We start from the raw sequence: 18,630 nt of genomic DNA on the forward strand, positions 1-18,630 counted from the left end.
CCAAACGGTGAGTTTTTTCTTTTTATATAACTTGCCTAACTATGAAAAGACTTTTTTTGATAATTAATTTATTTGTAATTATTTCGTTGTTCGGACAACGTAAAGAAGAGGCTTATTTTCATAAATCATTTACTAAACGAGTAGATACTTCAAAAATTAGTAAACGTAGTTATATTAGGTCTTATGTATTTTTAGATTCTCTTACCAAAGTAACTGATGCAAGAATTTCGTATCAAAGAAAGAATGATAAAAAAGTAAGAGAAGCTAATTTTTATGGCTGCTCAAACAGTAAAGAAATTGATGCTTTTTTTAGATATCATTATTTACTTCCTTTTAAATATGATTCTATCCCAGATTTAAAAAATAAATATGCAATAGTTCGTAACTACACCTATAAAGGAAAACTAAAATCTATTGAGTTGTTTAAAAATAGTAGCGTAAAATACATTCAATACTTTTCTTTTGATGACAGACCAATTCTTGTAAAAGGTAATGGTGAATATTCTAGAAAACTTGAAAAAACTGATGCTACTAATACAATGATTTTTAAAGATTCTCTTTTAACTCATAATTTTTTATTTCGCCACAAACAAAGAGATACGGTGTATTTGAAAACAGATGTTGCTGCAAAACCTTTAGGAGGAATGAGGAATTTTCATAGAACTATATCTACAAAACTGAAATTTCCAGAAAAAGCTTTACGATTAGGAAGAGAAACTTCTATTACAGTTCAATTTGTAGTAAATGAAGAAGGAAAATTAGTTGATTTTGAAATCTTTGGAAAAAGAGGTAATTATAATTTTGGTAAAAAAACAATTAAAACAATACAAAAGCTACCAAAATGGCAACCTGGTATGTTAAATAACAAACCTGTAAAAACAATGTATCGATTACCGGTTACTTTTGCTTTAGAAAATTAAAACCTCGAATTTGAATTCGAGGTTTTTAATTTTTAATTAACATGTAACTAAAAATAAACTATTCGTTATCCAAAAAGCGGAACACCACATACTTCGTAGCAATCTAATGCACAATCGACGAATTCTCCAAAATCATCACCAGATTGAGCATCACAACCTCCTACACATCCAGAAATACAAACATCGCCACTTCCCTTTATAGACATTAGTTCTACTCTACTTAACTTTTTTACTCCGTTTAAATTTAAAATTGTTGATTTCATTTTATAAATATTTAAGATTAATTTTTAATTCTTGGCATCGCTATAGTCACTCTTGGATTAGAAGTTGCACATTGACTATCTGTTAAACAATCGTCTTTTCTTTCATAAGTAAATGTGGTATTTAATTCATACTTTTTGAGTGATCGACTTCCTTCATACGATCTTATATTTAATTCGTTAGAAAAGGTACTATCACTTTTAGACCCAGATTTCTTTTCATTCTTTCTAAACCTTCTTCTTCGTTCATAACTATAAGAAACATTTGCTGTTAATCTAGTACTAATTGCCCTAGGATCATTATCTGAACAGCCTACATTACCTCTGTACTTAATTTTTGATTGTAATGAAAAATATATCCCTGCTTTTTGATATACATGTTTTGCATCTGCTAGCCATCTTTTACAATCAAAACCTGAATCACAAATAACTTCTGATTTAATAACTTTTTTATCTTTTAAAAAGAACGTTGAACTATCTAAACTTTCCCCTATTACACAATCTGTAGTTCTTCTACTTACATGATTTACAGGTTCTGAAATCATATCCATTCGCTCAGATAAACTAGCAATTGTTAAAGTACTTTCTGTATCATCTTCTAAAAGTGATAAAACATCATCTTCGGTACCAAACCAACGAATATTCGGATTTGCAAAATCTTTACTTTTTAATGCAGTAATATTTGAATTCATACTTGTAACCCCAACAATTCCATGATTTAAGTCAATTAAAAGTGTCCATTTACCGATAGTTAACATACCATCTTTATTTAATACATTTAGAATTGGAGCATCTTGAGTCAAAAACTTTTGTTCTACTTCATTTGATTTACTTGAAATAGCACTACGCTTTTCCGCTTCTTTATGTAAACTATTAAAAGCTGTATACAACTGTACACTATTTTCTAAATTATCTGACGATAATAAATCATTACTTAGCATATCTTCATAATCTTCTATTGAAGCAAATTTTAACATACCATTTTGGATAGAAATAGATTGTTCTGGGATTTCTATTACCTCTCCATCATCTTCTGTATTACATGAAAAATAAAGTGTTGCCATGCATAAGAAAACGATACATGTTTTGATTTTTCCTTTTAAACTGTTTTTTAAAACCTTGGTACGGTTTCTTTTTAAGTCTATTTTTTTAATAAACATAGTTTTGATTGATTACGGTTTTTAGTTTTCTCTGATCTTTTAGGGACATTCAGAGATTATGTCTTTTTCTATACTAGCATAAAATGTTTGATGATGAACTGCATGCCTGCTAACATCACTTTAAAACTAGATTTTAAAAAAACAGCTTGTAATTTGTACCATAGAAAAGTGCTGTATTCTTTGTAAAATGTGTTGGTTTGAAGTTTGAAAATTTTATCCCAAATTGAAAAAGGGATAAATTTTAAATATTTAGGGATGAATTAATTTCACTTTAACTCAATAGTAAACAACTACTTCACTCATAATACCTTATATTTATAGAGCGAAAAATAAAAAGTAAAAATTTATGAAAAAATCAATTCTACAATTAGGGAGAATTATTCCTAAAAATCAGCAACAATTAATTCACGGAGGAGACAGTCGAGAAGGATGTGAATACGGAACTTGTCCTGAAGGTTATACTTGTTATAATGGCGGAGGTAAAAATTTCTGTTCAGATGAAGATCAAGGTTTAAATGCTTTTGCAGTATCAAAGCCTAAAATTGAAGTTCCCAAGTTTGATAAGCCTATCTTTCCAAGATATATAGAGGAATAAAATTTAAGATTATAAATAAAAAGCTCAGATAAAAATCTGAGCTTTTTTTAATTATGAATATTACTTTTTAATAATCTAATTTCTTCAAATAATCTAACTTCATTTGCCAGATATCTAATTCATCTTTAAAGCCTTGAATACCTTTTCGAACATTTTGTACTAAAGGATTGTCTTCTGTTGCGTTTGAAATAAAGCTTAAGTTATTTTCTAACTGTTGCATTTCTCTAACTGTTTCTGTTATCTTTTTACGGATAAAGAATTGTTCGCTATCTAATTTTCTGTAATCTTCTTGAGCTAAATAACCATCTACAACATTCTTAAATTTCATTAACTCAATTTCCTCTCTTCCTAAGTTTAATTTTGCTAAACTTTCATCTACAGCTTTATTGAATTTGCCATCTAAATGACGGGCATTTCTTGGTAAAAAACCTAAAGCCCTCCATTTTTGAATATATTCTTGAACTTGCTCAACAGTTAATCCTTCTAAAGCTTTGAAATCATCTATAAATTGTTTTTTAGCAACTACAACTGCTTCTTGTTCTTGACTTACACCATCTCTGTGTGCATTTAATCTATTGAAGAATCCATTACAAGCTGCTTTAAAACGATTCCAAATTTCATCAGAATATTTACGAGGAACATGACCTATCTTTTTCCAATCTGCTTGAATTCGCTTCATGGTATTTGTAGTTGTTTCCCAGTCTTCGCTATTTTGTAAACTCTCTGCTAATTCAACTAATTCCATCTTCTTTTTCAAATTATCAGTTTGAGAAGACTTCTCTTGCTTATAAAAAGCATTTTTAGCTGTATTGAAACGTTTAGTAGCTTCTTTTAACTTTTGCCAAACAACTTCGCTTTTATTGTATGGTAATTTTCCTGCATCAAAATATTGTTTCCGTAACGCTTCAACTTCTTTAATACTCTTTTGCCAATCTTTATGTGTTTGGTTTTTAGAGAAATCGTAAGCGTTAATTTTATCGATGATAACTAATTTCGCATCAATAATTTCTTGATGTTTAGATCGCAAATCTTTGTAGTAATCGTGTCTTTTATCATGTAACTTTTTAGTAACATCACTAAAACGATTCCAAACATCTTCACGATTTTCACGGTTAACAGGACCAATATCTTCTTTCCAAATTCGATGTAATTCTTGTAACTCTTTAAAAGCAACATTAACGTCTTCAACAGCTAATAAAGATTCTGCTCTAGAAATTAACTTTAACTTCTCTTCTAAATTATGTTTGAAATCTAACTCTCTAAAATCTTTATTTAAATGTAAAAGATCATAGAAACGCTCTACATGGTGGTGATAAATTTTCCATGTATCGTTATATCTTTCTCTAGGTACAGCTCCAATATTTTTCCAACGTTCTTGAATTTTTTGAAATTCGTTATACATTGTTTTAGGGTCTGCATTTTCTATTAACGATTTTAATTCATCAATAATAACGTTACGCTTTTCTAGATTATCTTTTAATTGATTCTCTAGTTGTGAATAATATGCGTCTCTTTTAACTTTATACTCACGTAGCAATCCGTTATAATCTACTTTAACAGGACTAGAAAATTGAAAATCGATGGAATTTCCACCTTCCGCTAAGAATGCGGCTTTTTTCTCAGATAAAAGTTTTCCAAACTTAATATTAAATGCATTTTTAATTCCATCTGCATTGTTTTTGATAAGCTGGACTGGATGATTTTTTATTAGTTTACGTAACTCAACAACGAGTTGTTCTAATTCCATACTATCATAATCTAGCATTGGAATTTCTTCTTTTTTCTCGTCTTTTTCGGAATTCTCAGCTACCATATCCTCTACTTCATTTACCGCAGATTGTGTAGCTTCAGAAACCGTTTCTTTATTCGTTACTTCCTCATTAGAATTCTCTTCTATACTTTTATCTTTGTTTTCTAACATATTAAAAATGTTTATAGTTCCATTTGATTCTGCACATAAAGATAAGGAATATTGAAGAATACCTAGCCTAAATAAAATATTCCTTTAAAATAGAATCGAAAAAAATAAACTAGTTCCAGATTTTCCAAGCTTTCTCTGCTTGTAACTCTAACATTTGTAATCCGTTTTTAATCGTTGCTCCTTTTTCTTTACCTGCTTTTAGAAATGCAGTTTCGGAAGGATTATAGATTAAATCGTAAAGAATATGATCTGCTCCAAGGAATTGATATGGAATATCTGGCTTTTTATCAATATCTGGTGAAGTTCCTAAAGGTGTACAGTTAATTATTAATAAACTTTCTTCTATAGTTTCTTGATCAATTTCACTGTAATTCAACATGTTTTCACCTGAACCCTTTCGAGAAACAAATTTATAAGTGATATCTAACTTTTTTAAAGCAAATGCAATTGCTTTAGATGCTCCACCTGTACCAAGAATTAAAGCTTTTTTGTGCTTTTTATTTAGTAATGGTTCTAAAGATTTTTTAAAACCATAGTAATCTGTATTGTATCCTTTAAGTTTTCCTTTCTTGGTTATTTTAATTGTATTTACCGCCCCTATTTTTCTTGCTTTCTTATCTAACTTGTCTAAAAAAAGCATTACTTCTTCTTTATATGGAATGGTAACATTCATTCCACTTAAGGTAGATTTATTTTCTTGAATAATATCATCGAATTGATTGATGACATCAATATCAAAATTCACGTATTTATGATTATCCAAGTTTAATAATTCAAACTTTTCTTTAAAATATCCTCTTGAAAATGAATATGAAATATTTTTTCCTAGTAGTCCAAATAATTTCTTATTTCTTTTTTCTTCCATAAAAATCTATAATTAATATCAGTGCTATTCCAAAAATGATAAATCCGACGGTTAACCAAGTATTTGCATCTTGAAAATCAGGAATAAAACGTTGGTAATTCTCAACGATTTTATTTCCTTTTTTATCTAATAGGTAAACACCTTCTTCTATTTTATAAATTGTTTTTTTCCAAGGCCAAACAATTCCTAAAGAGCCGCTAATAAAACCAATAATTACGGCAGTTATAATGGGTTTATAATGTTTTAACACATAACCTAAAACATGAGAAATAGACACTAATCCGAAAGCTGAACCTAAAGTAAAAACTGTAATTATTTTTAAGTATCGAACTTTAACAGCATCTTTTAGAGCCGAAAAATTCCCTGTTAACATTTCTGAAACTACGCTACCTAAAACGTTTACACTATCTACTAATAACAGTACGTAATTTCCTAAAAGAATTAATATAAAAGAACCAGAAAGTCCTGGTAAAGTCATTCCAGAAACTCCTATAATTCCACATAAGAAAACAAACCATAAATTATCGTTTTCTTTAGCTGGAGTCATAAAGCTAATGGTTAATCCGATAGCAGCTCCTACTAATAATGAAAATACACTTTTGAAATTCCAGTTTCCAAAATCTTTAGAAATGTAATATATCGAACCTATAATCATTCCAAAAAACCATGCCCAAACATATAACTCATAGTTTTTTAGAAAATAGTCTAATAGTAAAGAAACACTAAAATAGCTACACATGCTTCCGAGCATTACCCAAACTAAAAACTGAAAGTTTGTATAACGTGCAAAACTTTTGAATTTCCCGCTAAAAAGTAACTTAAAAGCTGTTTTATTAACTCTTTGAAATGTAAAAATCAACTCTTCGTAAAATCCCATCACAAAAGCTACCATTCCACCAGAAACCCCAGGAACTTTATTTGCTCCTCCCATGGTTAAACCTTTTACAAAAAGATTTATTTTCTGTAAGAAAGTACGCTCTTGATGCATAAAAATTGATTTTGAACTCGTTATTTTTTAACTGCTAGTTTTTCTAAAAGTAGAATTAAACTAAAGCCAATCAAAGATAATATGATTGCGTATAATAATTGAGGATCTCCATCATAAGAAAAAGGAGAAATTGATAATTCGTTAAATGGCTCTTGCTCACCATGAGGATTAGTTCTGTAAGTAAGTACTTTTTTCCAAGGCCAAATTTTATTTAATGAACCGATAATAAAACCTGTTAATGCTGCTAATGTGTAGTTTTTATAATTCGCAAATAACCATTTTAAAATTCTTGAAAAAGATAATAAACCTACTATTGATCCTAATGCGACAAATAAAATGGTTACTATATCTCTAGAACTTACTGCATTTAAAATTGGTTTGTACGCTCCTAGAAGGACAAGAATAAACGAACCTGATATTCCTGGTAATATCATTGCACATATTGCGATTGCGCCTGATAAAAATAAAAATAAATTAGATGAACTTTCTGAAACTAATGGCGGTAATGTTGTGATTACATATGCTGCTATTGTAGCTAAGACTAACAAAATTACAGAAAGGATATTCCATTTTTTTATTTGTTTTCCAATATAAATAACACTTGCTAAAACTAAACCAAAGAAAAATGACCAGACTAAAATAGGTTTGGTTTCTAATAAATATGAAATGATTTTAGCTAAAGAGAATACACTTATAAATATTCCTGAAAAAAGAGCTAAAAGAAAATTTCCGTTTAAGGCTGTCCAAGCTGCTTTAAATCCTTCTTCTTTTAATGTTTTAAATAGCCCCAATTTGATGTTGCTTATCGATTGTAATAGCTCTTCATAAATACCTGAAATAAATGCAATTGTTCCTCCTGATACACCAGGAACAACATCTGCAGCTCCCATTGCCATTCCTTTTAAAGCTAAAACTACATAGTTTTTAGTTGTTCGGCTCATTTTTGATTTTTGTAGTGTCTTGTTTGGTTTTGAAGTTAATTAACTTCCTTTTCTTTACAATAATACTATCTTTTTCGGCTTCTTTTTTCTTTTTCTTTTTCTTCTTTACGCCTAATTTTTCTCTTAACTCTCCTAAAGTATTAAAATTAACTTGATAAGACAAACCTAATCCTTGTGTATATCCCTCATTATTAATATCAAACTGTAAATCGTTAGGTCTATTAAAGAATGTTCCTCTTAATGTTCCTTCTTCATTTAACAAGACTTCTACCTTAACATCTACAACACTTGTTTGTGTACTTGTACCAATTGGTACACCTAAAGCTCCATTTACTAAAACGCGATCTGAAATTTGTGTAGAAAATGACAAATCTACTTGATCATCGATATTGTTTTGTAATTGTTCTACATTGGTTCTATCACCTTGAGTATATCCTACTCCAACTTTTACTTTACTATCTTCTCTATTGATTACACTCGATAAGATATTAGATGCTACTTGAGCTGCTGTTCCTGTCAAACCAACTGAAGCACTATTACCGATATTTTCTTCATTATAAAATGTACCGAAAGCCATTAAGAATGTAAAATGCTGCATCTTGGTATTGATATCATTTTCATTCAGTTTGAATTCTAATTCTGAAGCTACTGTTGAGTTTGCATTAGGAATTTTAATATCAAATTCTTGTTTAGAATCAAATAAACCACCAGTAATGTGTGTGTATAAATCGATTGGAATTTTTCTTGTCGAGTTTACATTATCTAGTAATTGGGCTGGATTTGCCTTCGTCTGATAAATTGCGGTTAAATCTAATTGTGCTTTTAAAGGATCACCAGTCCAAGAAATAGTTCCACCTCGCTGTACAATAAATGGTTTACTAATAATTCCTCCATATTTAAAATTATAAGTTCCGTTATCGATAGTAATTGCTCCATCCATAATAAACTTACCACGAGTATCAATTTCAATATTTAAATTTCCATTTCCACTTCCTTTAAGATCACTACCAGAAACTTTATCAATTACGACTTGTGCAATGGCGTCTTTCGTAACAGTTAAATCAAATTTTAAGTTTAACCCCTTAATTTTATCAATACTGATTTGCTTCTGATCTACCTCTTCTTCAGTTTTGAATCGAATTAATTTGTAATTATCAATAGTCGTAACATCATTCAACGGAATAACAAATAAAGTTCCTTTTTCTGTTCTACCATTTACATTAATACTCAAATTACTTGTTAGTCCTCGTATTTGAGCGTTCCCTCTAATAAAACCTTTTCCGTAGTAAGGAACATCTTCAGCTTCTTTGGTATCTAACACTAATAAATTAGGTGTATTTAAATCTAACTTCATATACCATTGTTCGAAGTTTTGATGTGTAATACTTCCTTCTAAATATCCTTTAGTATCGTATTTCGTATCTTCTAATACGATATTATTCATGATAAAAGATTGTCCAGAAAGCTTAACATTCGCATTCTCTATTAAATCGAAATCGATATTTAAATATGGAAATGTAAGTCCGGCATCATCTAATTTTAACTCACCTTTAAAATCTGGATTATAAGCTAAGCCTTTTGCAGTAAAATCTCCAGATAATCTTCCTCGTATGTTAGATATTACGTCACCACCAAACTCAGAAAAACCATTTAATTCGTACTCTTTAAAGTTAACTTTTAAATCTACTTGCGGTTTTTTAGTATCAGTAAAATCAAATCCTCCAGTGATTTTTAAGTTATCAAACTGATAATCTCTTAATGAAAGATCTACTTTATATTTATTGAAAGAATTTTCTCCTTCAATATTCATTTTTAAAGTACCCTGAGAAAAATCGTTTACTAAAATATCTTCAATTACAATATTCGCTTTAGGCTCTATTAATTCTTCAGTTTCTTTTAAACCTAAATCACCAGTTAAAACACCTCCTAAGGTTAAACCTTCCATCTCTGGAAGAAAACTTTGTAACTGTACTTGATTAAATTTTGCTTGAAAATCTTTATTCTTCTCACCTACAAAACTTCCTGCAAAATCAATTTTTTGTTCTCCTGAAATTAATTGAAAAGGACTGATGATGTAACTATTTTCTTTTAGATTAAATGCGACTTTATTGTTACTATCTGCTTTCGGATTTACAGTCCAATCAAAATTATTATGATTGAAATTCGATTTTTGTAAACCAACTACAGATTCATGTTTTTCGTTAATCGTGTAAAAGAAATTCAGATTGAAACTTTCTTTTTCTAGCTTTCCTCCTTTAAAGGTTGATTTAAAAAACAAAGTATCGTTTGAAGTTCTGTTTACAAGATTCAACTTACTAATGTCGTAGTATTTTGTTGCAAGCTTTTGAGCTGTTAAATGCGTATTGTATAATTTATTCTTATTATCGACACGAAGTAAAACTTCATCTATCACATTTCCGTAAGCATCTATATTTGGGGAAGAAAATGTGAGTCGGACTGAGTTTTTATCTGAATTAATTTTTCCTTTTACTCTGGTATTTTTTCCAATTGAAACTCCAGGTAAGAAAACACTTACTATCTGATTATAAACTGTAAAATCTAAATCTAAAAACTGGTGTTTATCTACAGGAATCGGTTCATAGTTTGTATACACACTACCCAATGCGTTTTGAAACACTGGTAAAATATCTTTGAAGTAAAACTTACCTTCTAATTTTCCTTTTACAATATCTTTTGAATTGACTTCAATTGTTTTAATACTATCTTTTACAACAGAATTGATATTAAAATCTTTAAACGAAAATGTTTTGTTTTCGTTTCTGTATCCTAACTCTTTAAAAGTTGCTTTTCCTACAATATTATCTAAAGTATTTCCAACAATATCAAGTCTTATTTTACCTTTTAAAATAGCTATACTATCTCTTTTAAATAGGTTTGTTTTTTGTAAATCTAGCTTTTCAATATCGGCAACAAAATCAAACTTATTAATCTTTGAAGAAAAATCTGCTAACCCTTTAAAATCTAGTTTAAAGTTTTCATCATTGGATTGTAGGTAACCGTCAAACTTTTTATTCTGAAACTGACCGTTTACATTTAAATCTTGATATGTATACCCTCTAAAATCTAGTTTTGAAACTTTACCAATGATAGAAGAATTGATATTATCTACATTAAATCCACTACCGTGAACATCTGCCTTTAATGATACATTCTTAAAATCGTCGTTCTCTGCAAATTTTCCAATATTAAAATCGATGAATTCAATAACCCCGTCGTAAGTAGCATTATCAATTTCGTCGATATTAGTTAATTGTAAATCAGAAACTGTACTTCCTAAATCAGAATCTAAATTTAAAGTTGCATCCATTTGTTCTGGAGTTAACTTTAATAATCCTGATACTGAGAAATTACCAATTCTCTTGAATGTAGTTGGTAATGTTTTTCCTAAAACGTTAGGTAAAATACTTTTTAGCTGATTATAATTTGAAGACACTCTTTCAAGATCTGCGTCAAATAGAAAACCTCTTTCAGAATTGAATGAATTCACAAACCCCATGTCTCCTCTAATTACCATTCCGTTTTTAGAGTACATATTAATTCGATTTGCATTGAAATTATTCAATGTTCCATCTACTTTTCCAGTAAAAATTAGTTTATCATTACCTTGCAATTCTCTATAGAATTTTGATGCATCTTTTACAGCTAGCGTACTTTTTTCAAAATTTGCTTTAACCTTCACTTTATCAGTAAAACTAGCTAAGTCTTTTCTTTTGTAATTAAATTGAATATTTGATTTTAAGAAAGAACCATTATCGGTTTTAATCGTTGTCTCTTTAAAATCCATTCTAGTCTTACTGTATGAAAAATCTGTAGTTAGATTAGAAACATTAAGTCCTCTATTATCTGTTAAATACAAACCTCTAATATTTGCATAAACATTAGGTCCTTCAACTTTAAAATCTTGAATACTTCCACCAGCATTGTAGGCTCCATACTGCAATGGAGACTTTAAATTTTCATCCGTAAGTTTATAATTCAAGCCTTCTATGTAGATGTTTTTGGCTTCTAAAATAAATGGAGTACTGCTTTTCTTTTTCTTTTCACCATCTTCAAAACTTTCAATAAAAACGGCTAAATTATCTTCTTTTTCATCTTTATATTTTTTCATATAAAAATGAACTCCAGACAAACTTACATCTCCTAAGTTTACCTTATTATCAACAATTTTCTTTGCGTTTTTTAAAGATGTTTTAAGGTTTTTTACAAAAATTAATGTGTCTGCATGATGATCTCTAATTTCAATATCTTTTAATTGAACATTACCCAATAAGGATAAATCAATTCTTTTGATTACTATATTCGTATTGAAATCTTTATTGATAACTTTAGTAACTCTTTTAGCAATGTTACTTTGTACCGCAGGAATGGATAAAACTATTACCAGAAGTAACAAAAGGATTGCAATAATTCCTATCAGTCTAAACGTTATTTTCTTTAATCTTCTAATGATGTTGCCCTACTATTTTCCAGAAAGAAACTACAAAAATTTTGCCTTATTGCAAAGAAACGCCAATTTTAACGAATATCTAACGTATTATGAATATTTTTGCATTGGTAAAAATTAGACTATTTTGAGCAAAGAATCTATTTATATTTTAGGAATTGAAAGCTCTTGTGACGATACTAGTGCTGCAATAATTAAAGATGGAAAAGTATTAAGTAATATTGTTGCCAATCAAGAAGTACATGCAAAATACGGTGGGGTTGTTCCAGAATTAGCTTCTAGAGCGCATCAACAAAATATTGTTCCTGTAGTTCAGCAAGCTATTGCACAAGCAGGAATCACAAAATCAGATTTAAGTGGTATTGCTTTTACTAAAGGTCCGGGATTAATGGGTTCTTTACTTGTAGGAACATCTTTTGCTAAATCTTTGGCTTTAGGATTAAACATTCCTTTGTTAGATGTAAATCACATGCAAGGTCATGTTTTAGCTCATTTTATTGAGGAAGAAGAAAGTAAGATTCCTCCTTTTCCTTTTATCTGTTTAACCATTAGTGGTGGACATACACAGATTGTTAAAATTTCTAATCATTTTGAGATGGAAGTTTTAGGTGAAACGATTGACGATGCTGTTGGAGAAGCTTTTGACAAATCTGCCAAAATTCTTGGCTTACCATATCCTGGAGGTCCTTTAATTGATAAATATGCCAAAGAAGGAAATCCGAAAGCATTTGCTTTTACGCAACCAAAGGTTGGTGATTTAGAATTTAGCTTTAGTGGTTTAAAGACTCAGATTTTATATTTCATTCAAAAAAAAGTGAAAGAAAATCCGGATTTCATCAAAGAAAATCTAGTTGATATTTGTGCTTCTATTCAACATACTATTATTGAAATTTTAATGAAGAAGCTTAAAAATACTGTAAAACAAACTGGAATTAAACATATTGCTATCGCTGGTGGAGTTTCTGCGAATTCTGAAATTAGAAAACGTTTACAACTTTCAGAAAAACATTGGGGATGGACAACATACATTCCTAAATTTGAATATACTACCGATAATGCTGCAATGATTGCTATTGTAGGATATTTAAAATATTTGAATAAAAATTATGCTGATTTTTCAGTAACGGCAAAAGCCAGATTAAAAGTAACAGAATAAAAAACTACTTTACCTAAAATAGGTAAAGTAGTTTTAATTTATATATTCTGTAAAAATTTTATTCTTCGTCTACTAACCAAGAATCTAAAGCTTTTACAGCTTCATCTGTGTAATCGGTAAATAAACCATCTACACCTGCATTAAAAAATAAATGATACTCAGTTTCTGGATTACCTCCACTCCATTGTGTATTTTCATTTCTGAATGTATAAGGATGTACTTGTAAATCATAATCGTGTGCTAATTCAATAAAATTTGTTGGTGATAACACAGTAATATTATTACTTTCATCAGTTTTATAAGAAATAATAAATGGCTTCCACGGACCAATTCCATCTGCATAACTTGCTGTAAACTCCATTCCTTCTTTAGTTGTGAAAAATTCATAAGTTCTTTGATCGCCATTAATATGAAAATCGTAAGGAGAACCGTAAGAAATAAAATCCCCATCTGGTACATTAAAATCTAAAGAACCATCTTTATTGATATTATACGTTGATATTAACTGTACTAATTTTACTGGTGATTTTGTATTGATATATTGTAACGGTTCAACCTCAAAACACTGCACAAATATTGGAGTATTGAATGTATTAAAATTGTTTTCTTTTAAAACTTCAATCAATTTATCTTCCATAAAATGAGTACCAAAAACTTCATTATGAAAATAAGGGTGTTTGATTTCAGGATAAATACCGATTGTTCTTCCAGTAGTTTCTGTTTGTTGTTTAGCTAAATTAATAACCTCTTCAAATGTTGGAATATCAAACTGATTATCAAAGTTTGTAGGTCTACCAGCATACGCTTGTTTTGCTTTTAATTGTTTGATTTGTGCCAACGTAAAATCTATAGCAAACCAATCAGTTACCATTTTTCCATCTAAATTCTTTGTTGTTCTCAAATTTGCAAACTCTGCAATTTCACTAACATTTGTTGTTCCAGAAAGCATTGGTTCGTGTCTAACAATTAAATAGCCATCTTTTGTTAGCACTAAATCTGGCTCGATAAAATCGGCATTTAGCTCTATTGCTTTTGTAAAACCTTCAATGGTATGTTCTGGTAAAATAGATTGCGCACCTCTATGAGCTATAATTAACGGTCTTTTCTCGTTATTGTCATTGCCGTTATTGTCATCATCACATGATACAAACAAACAAATACTTAATAATGTTAGTGGGATAAATTTTCGTAAATTCATTTTGGGACTTCTTTAAAATTTACGCCAAATAACAACAAGCAACTTCAAGTTGAGTTAAATTAAAATCAACGTATCCTGATAAAAAAATCAAGAAATTATTAAGAAAATTATTGTTTGGTTAACAACCAAAACATTCTTCCTCTTTCTTTAAAAGTTTATACGATATTGTGTATTTATATTCTATAATTTCTATTATATTTATAATTACAATTAACACTCCTACTCCACATTTATGCATTCATATCAAACTCAGCAAGATGATAAAAATTCTGCTACTGAAAATCTTGGTTCAGAATCTCAAATGTTTCAATTAAAGAACAATAGAAAAGACGCTAGTAAACACGATTTTCTAAAAAATAGTATTACTAATAGTGATAAAATGATAGCTCAAAAAGCTAAAGCAAATTCTATTACAAATACTCCAATTGTTCAACGACAAGAAAATAACACAGGGTTACCTGATCAATTAAAATCTGGAATTGAAAGTTTATCTGGAATGGATATGAGTGATACACGAGTACATTATAACTCTTCTGCTCCAGCTCAATTACAAGCTCATGCATTTGCTCAAGGAAATAATATTCATATCGCTCCAGGTCAAGAACAACATTTACCACATGAAGCTTGGCATGTTGTACAACAGAAACAAGGACGCGTAAAAGCTACAACACAACTGAAAGGTAAAACTTTAATAAATGATGATGCTGGATTAGAACGTGAAGCTGATATTATGGGAGCTAAAGCGATGCAAGGAGGAAATGGAGAAGTTGCTTCCTTAAAAAAAGTTTCTGCAAGTGGACCCGTTCAACGAAAAATCGGATTTGAATTTGAAGATAACTCATGGGAAGTATATGAAGGAATTCAACAAGCACAACCTCAGTTAGCTGAAGACGAAGCAGATCAAGCTCAAGATCAAAACGCTATAGTAAAAACTCGAATAACATCTAAAGATGAGGCAGAATGGCCTGCTTTTGTAAAAGCTTATATGGATGAAGTACCTAAGTTTAAAGAACTACGAAAAGAGGTACTCTCAGAAACTTTTGAGACTGCTCAAGAGGCACATGATTTCATAGCCCAAGCCATTGAGAAGTCAGAAGACAAATTATCTTTTTATGAGAAATATACGACCATCTTCCGAATGAATTCAGAAGCTCATGATGAGTTTAAAACATCTCAAGAGATGGGCGATGAATCTGGAATTAAAGACTATTTACTAAGTATTTTAACAACTTCTGTAAATGTAGGTGATTATGAATTTCCGATGACTCCAGATGGAGATATTGTGGTATTTCCAAGTATGGGGAAAGAAGAAGATGAAGATCATATTGATAAAGCCATGGTTGATCACGGAGTAAAAGCAGCTCCAAAAGTATGGCGTATTCATGGGGGAACACATTATTCTTTAGAAACAGATGGTCCTTATGAAAATGGAAAAATGGATATCGAATTGGTAACCAAACCTTTTGAGATGACAGATGCAGGATATGCAACTATGGTCAGTACATTTTCTGAAATTGAACGAAATGTGATTAGTATATTAAGGCGATTTGGAGGACAAAAGAATGCTGCGGAAGGAGATTTTGTTACTCCAGATGATCATGGTTTCCAAAATCGAAATGCATATTTAGCCGGAGGTCAAGCAACAACTGCTTTTAAAATGCAAGTTACACATGGAGTAAATTTAGCAGATTTACCAACACTAATGAAATATTTTGGTGCAAAACAAGACGATGAAACGCAGGCAGAAACAAAGAAACGAAAGAATGCACGTAAACTAGGTTTTGGATATGAAGATACAAATGATGATTTGGCTGTTATTATTGGAAGATCTCCAGGATTGGCAAAAAGAGCAATAGCATCATTGAAGGATGACCACATTTTTGATCAAGAAGCAGATACTAAAGCTTTAGAAGGTTTTATTTCGTACATGCTCATGTATATTCAAGGATTATCTAGAACTTCATTCAAAGGTATCAAGTTAGCTTTACCGTTTTTATCGCGTTTTTCAATAAATACTTTATTTGCAAAATTACCAGATGCACAAAAAACTCCTCTAGAGCAAGCTAATGGAATTAGAGCTTTAGTAAAAGCGATAGATAGTGTAATGCCAAGTGATGTTGTAAAGAATGGAACTGATGAAGATGGACAACGCGTAGAGCGTTCTATGATGCATGTGCACGATAAGTATCTTAACAAAGTAGTAAAACCAGAGAGAGCTCAATTCTACAGACACGTTAAACAAATGACTGTACGAGAGTGGGTAGAAGGTATTTGTAATGGAGTAGACTTTTTAACTAAGGAAGGTATTCTTACCTATTTTCAGAATAAACAAACAGATATATCAGGTTACGAAAAAGCATTTAAAATATTCTTAAGAGGACATGCGGATACCTCAAATGTTGTTCAAGAGGATGGAAATGTTCAGGATAATCTATTAGCTGTAATGGAAAATAGATTTATTAACCCTAAAGAGACTGGTGGTCCTATTACATTTGAAGCAGTTAGAAGTTCTGCTAAGAGTTATTTTAAATTCATTAAAGCTGTAAATCAATTACAAGGAGCTTATAGTGAACATAAGTTTAGAAAAGTTAATAATTTATAAAAAGATAGAATTTTCATGAGTACTTACTCTCATAAACACGAATCGAAAACCAAAAAATCCCCAAATAAAAACAGTAGTAATCAAGCAGCTCAATTGAAAGATAATAGAGAAGCTTCTGAAAAACAAAACCTATTACAAAGTAATTTAAATAATAGTTCTAAAGTTTTACAGCAAAAAGAGAAAGCCGAAAATATTTCTAATGCTCCTATTCAACGAGTAGAGAATAAAACAGGTTTACCAGATCAGTTAAAATCGGGAATTGAAAGTTTATCGGGAATGGATATGAGTGATACTAGAGTACACTATAATTCTTCTGCTCCAGCTCAGTTGCAAGCTCACGCATTTGCACAAGGAAATAATATTCATATTGCTCCAGGGCAAGAACAACATTTACCTCACGAAGCTTGGCATGTAGTGCAACAAAAACAAGGACGTGTAAAAGCTACGAAACAACTAAAAGGAAAAACAGCAATTAACGACGATGCAGGTTTAGAGAAAGAGGCTGATATTATGGGAGCTAGAGCTTTACAAATGAAAACAGCATCTAGTTTATCTGCTAATCGTAGAGAAAATTTACATCAACTAAAAAGTTTAAAAAAGGTATCTACTTTTTCTAATCAACCATTCCAGCTTGTTTCGTTTCAAACCACAAAAGACTTGAAAGAATGGATTATGAAAGAGTATAGTGTTGGAATAAAAGAAGCAAGTTCTGCAATAGAAGCATTACAAGCTAATAAAAGTAATTTAACTAAAAATTTAAAAACAGATAGATCAGAAAATGAAATAAGAGCATTAGTAAAGATAGCATTATTAGATTTAGAAATCCAACAAGTAGATCATGCTTTAGATTTGAATAGAAAAATGTCAGAGCAACTTAAACAAAAAACTAAAAAGATACTTTTAGGTTATCATGGAACAGGAAAAGATGTGGGAGACAAAATCTCAAATGGAATAAAACCTTGGAACATGGGAGATAAAAATCTACAATTAGGAAAAGGTTTTTATGTTGCGGCGTCAAAAGATGATGCTAAAGAATATGCAGAATATAAGGATTTTAAATTAAGGAAAGATCCAGACTTATTTGAAATTTGGTTAGATTTAAGTTATTTAAGTACTGTAGCTAAAGATGATCCAATTTTTCATGTAGTACCAGTGTTACAATGGTGGAGTGATGACATAAATCAGATTAAAGCTGAAGATCATAAAGCCTCAATAAAAATTTCTAGAATTACAGGTAACATTAAATCAACTCAATACATGGTTCCCGAAAAAATTTATCCTTATTTAAAAGCAGTAAGAATTTCTTTATAAAACATAAATTATTTAAACTTACATCGATATGCATTAACAACGCCTTTTACTATTTTAAATAAAGCTTCTATTAAAAGTAAAATAGCGTAAAAACTAATACCATGTTTCCAATGAATTTCTATGTGAGGCACATCTGCTTTATATACTTCTTCTATACCGATAATAATTAGTCCGATAGAAGTTAGTAGTTTAACATAAGGATTATCTACAATTTTAGAAATATAAGACATTGTTTTTTGCATAGGGGT

At 30.1% G+C, this 18,630-nt stretch carries 14 protein-coding genes; 5 read left to right on the top strand and 9 right to left on the bottom strand.

The annotated features are described in order from the left end of the window. Positions 1 to 41 precede the first annotated feature (41 nt). Positions 42 to 920, top strand: a complete 879-nt coding sequence (locus Q1A15_RS14855; protein ID WP_299625592.1) for an energy transducer TonB — start codon at positions 42 to 44, stop codon at positions 918 to 920. 65 nt (positions 921 to 985) lie between these two features. On the opposite strand, the gene Q1A15_RS14860 is transcribed toward Q1A15_RS14855, so the two are convergent. Both Q1A15_RS14860 and Q1A15_RS14865 read right to left on the bottom strand, forming a co-directional pair. Next, positions 986 to 1,183, bottom strand: coding sequence for a hypothetical protein (locus tag Q1A15_RS14860; protein ID WP_299625595.1), 198 nt, complete (start codon positions 1,181 to 1,183; stop codon positions 986 to 988). 17 nt (positions 1,184 to 1,200) lie between these two features. After that, positions 1,201 to 2,340, bottom strand: coding sequence for a hypothetical protein (locus Q1A15_RS14865; protein WP_299625598.1), 1,140 nt, complete (start codon positions 2,338 to 2,340; stop codon positions 1,201 to 1,203). 346 nt (positions 2,341 to 2,686) lie between these two features. On the opposite strand from Q1A15_RS14865, the gene Q1A15_RS14870 reads away from it, so the two are divergent. Then, the gene (locus Q1A15_RS14870) at positions 2,687 to 2,935 is read left to right on the top strand and encodes a hypothetical protein (protein ID WP_299625601.1); all 249 of its coding nucleotides are present in this window, start codon (positions 2,687 to 2,689) and stop codon (positions 2,933 to 2,935) included. A gap of 67 nt (positions 2,936 to 3,002) precedes the next feature. Here the strand turns inward: Q1A15_RS14870 and Q1A15_RS14875 are convergent, their stop codons facing one another. From Q1A15_RS14875 to Q1A15_RS14895, 5 genes are all read right to left on the bottom strand, one after another. Beyond that, positions 3,003 to 4,856, bottom strand: coding sequence for a DUF349 domain-containing protein (locus Q1A15_RS14875; protein ID WP_299625604.1), 1,854 nt, complete (start codon positions 4,854 to 4,856; stop codon positions 3,003 to 3,005). A 109-nt stretch (positions 4,857 to 4,965) separates the two neighbouring features. Beyond that, complete coding sequence (locus tag Q1A15_RS14880) at positions 4,966 to 5,721, bottom strand: shikimate dehydrogenase (protein ID WP_299625607.1); 756 nt, start codon at positions 5,719 to 5,721, stop codon at positions 4,966 to 4,968. Next, a complete protein-coding gene (locus Q1A15_RS14885) occupies positions 5,702 to 6,709 on the bottom strand; it encodes a DUF368 domain-containing protein (RefSeq protein WP_299625610.1) in 1,008 nt (335 codons plus the stop codon). Before Q1A15_RS14885 ends, Q1A15_RS14880 begins: the two co-directional genes overlap by 20 nt. 20 nt (positions 6,710 to 6,729) lie before the next feature. After that, on the bottom strand, positions 6,730 to 7,650 hold the full coding sequence (locus Q1A15_RS14890) for a DUF368 domain-containing protein (RefSeq protein WP_299625613.1): 921 nt from the start codon (positions 7,648 to 7,650) through the stop codon (positions 6,730 to 6,732). Next, positions 7,634 to 12,064: a translocation/assembly module TamB gene (locus tag Q1A15_RS14895; RefSeq protein ID WP_299625616.1), complete on the bottom strand. Its 4,431-nt coding sequence runs from the start codon at positions 12,062 to 12,064 to the stop codon at positions 7,634 to 7,636. Before Q1A15_RS14895 ends, Q1A15_RS14890 begins: the two co-directional genes overlap by 17 nt. A gap of 178 nt (positions 12,065 to 12,242) precedes the next feature. On the opposite strand from Q1A15_RS14895, the gene tsaD reads away from it, so the two are divergent. Next, the gene (gene tsaD, locus Q1A15_RS14900; RefSeq protein WP_299625619.1) at positions 12,243 to 13,271 is read left to right on the top strand and encodes a tRNA (adenosine(37)-N6)-threonylcarbamoyltransferase complex transferase subunit TsaD; all 1,029 of its coding nucleotides are present in this window, start codon (positions 12,243 to 12,245) and stop codon (positions 13,269 to 13,271) included. Between the two features lie 58 nt (positions 13,272 to 13,329). On the opposite strand, the gene Q1A15_RS14905 is transcribed toward tsaD, so the two are convergent. After that, positions 13,330 to 14,469: a glycerophosphodiester phosphodiesterase gene (locus Q1A15_RS14905; RefSeq protein WP_299625623.1), complete on the bottom strand. Its 1,140-nt coding sequence runs from the start codon at positions 14,467 to 14,469 to the stop codon at positions 13,330 to 13,332. A 232-nt stretch (positions 14,470 to 14,701) separates the two neighbouring features. Between Q1A15_RS14905 and Q1A15_RS14910 the strand changes: the two genes are divergently transcribed. After that, a complete protein-coding gene (locus Q1A15_RS14910; RefSeq protein ID WP_299625626.1) occupies positions 14,702 to 17,071 on the top strand; it encodes a DUF4157 domain-containing protein in 2,370 nt (789 codons plus the stop codon). Positions 17,072 to 17,086: 15 nt separating this feature from the next. Beyond that, on the top strand, positions 17,087 to 18,382 hold the full coding sequence (locus Q1A15_RS14915; protein WP_299625629.1) for a DUF4157 domain-containing protein: 1,296 nt from the start codon (positions 17,087 to 17,089) through the stop codon (positions 18,380 to 18,382). Between the two features lie 8 nt (positions 18,383 to 18,390). Here the strand turns inward: Q1A15_RS14915 and Q1A15_RS14920 are convergent, their stop codons facing one another. Then, entirely contained in the window at positions 18,391 to 18,624 is a 234-nt protein-coding gene (locus tag Q1A15_RS14920; RefSeq protein WP_299625632.1) for a hypothetical protein, read from the bottom strand. Positions 18,625 to 18,630 lie beyond the last annotated feature (6 nt).

This window comes from uncultured Tenacibaculum sp., assembly GCF_947495995.1.
Lineage (GTDB): Bacteria > Bacteroidota > Bacteroidia > Flavobacteriales > Flavobacteriaceae > Polaribacter.

Excerpts from the sequence above, each read along its gene's own strand:
- Q1A15_RS14855 (WP_299625592.1), top strand. The coding sequence starts at position 42 with ATGAAAAGACTTTTTTTGATAATTAATTTATTTGTAATTATTTCGTTG.
- Q1A15_RS14890 (WP_299625613.1), bottom strand. The coding sequence starts at position 7,650 with ATGAGCCGAACAACTAAAAACTATGTAGTTTTAGCTTTAAAAGGAATG.
- Q1A15_RS14860 (WP_299625595.1), bottom strand. The coding sequence starts at position 1,183 with ATGAAATCAACAATTTTAAATTTAAACGGAGTAAAAAAGTTAAGTAGA.
- Q1A15_RS14885 (WP_299625610.1), bottom strand. The coding sequence starts at position 6,709 with ATGCATCAAGAGCGTACTTTCTTACAGAAAATAAATCTTTTTGTAAAA.
- Q1A15_RS14865 (WP_299625598.1), bottom strand. The coding sequence starts at position 2,340 with ATGTTTATTAAAAAAATAGACTTAAAAAGAAACCGTACCAAGGTTTTA.
- Q1A15_RS14875 (WP_299625604.1), bottom strand. The coding sequence starts at position 4,856 with ATGTTAGAAAACAAAGATAAAAGTATAGAAGAGAATTCTAATGAGGAA.
- Q1A15_RS14910 (WP_299625626.1), top strand. The coding sequence starts at position 14,702 with ATGCATTCATATCAAACTCAGCAAGATGATAAAAATTCTGCTACTGAA.
- Q1A15_RS14915 (WP_299625629.1), top strand. The coding sequence starts at position 17,087 with ATGAGTACTTACTCTCATAAACACGAATCGAAAACCAAAAAATCCCCA.
- Q1A15_RS14880 (WP_299625607.1), bottom strand. The coding sequence starts at position 5,721 with ATGGAAGAAAAAAGAAATAAGAAATTATTTGGACTACTAGGAAAAAAT.
- Q1A15_RS14920 (WP_299625632.1), bottom strand. The coding sequence starts at position 18,624 with ATGCAAAAAACAATGTCTTATATTTCTAAAATTGTAGATAATCCTTAT.
- Q1A15_RS14870 (WP_299625601.1), top strand. The coding sequence starts at position 2,687 with ATGAAAAAATCAATTCTACAATTAGGGAGAATTATTCCTAAAAATCAG.
- Q1A15_RS14905 (WP_299625623.1), bottom strand. The coding sequence starts at position 14,469 with ATGAATTTACGAAAATTTATCCCACTAACATTATTAAGTATTTGTTTG.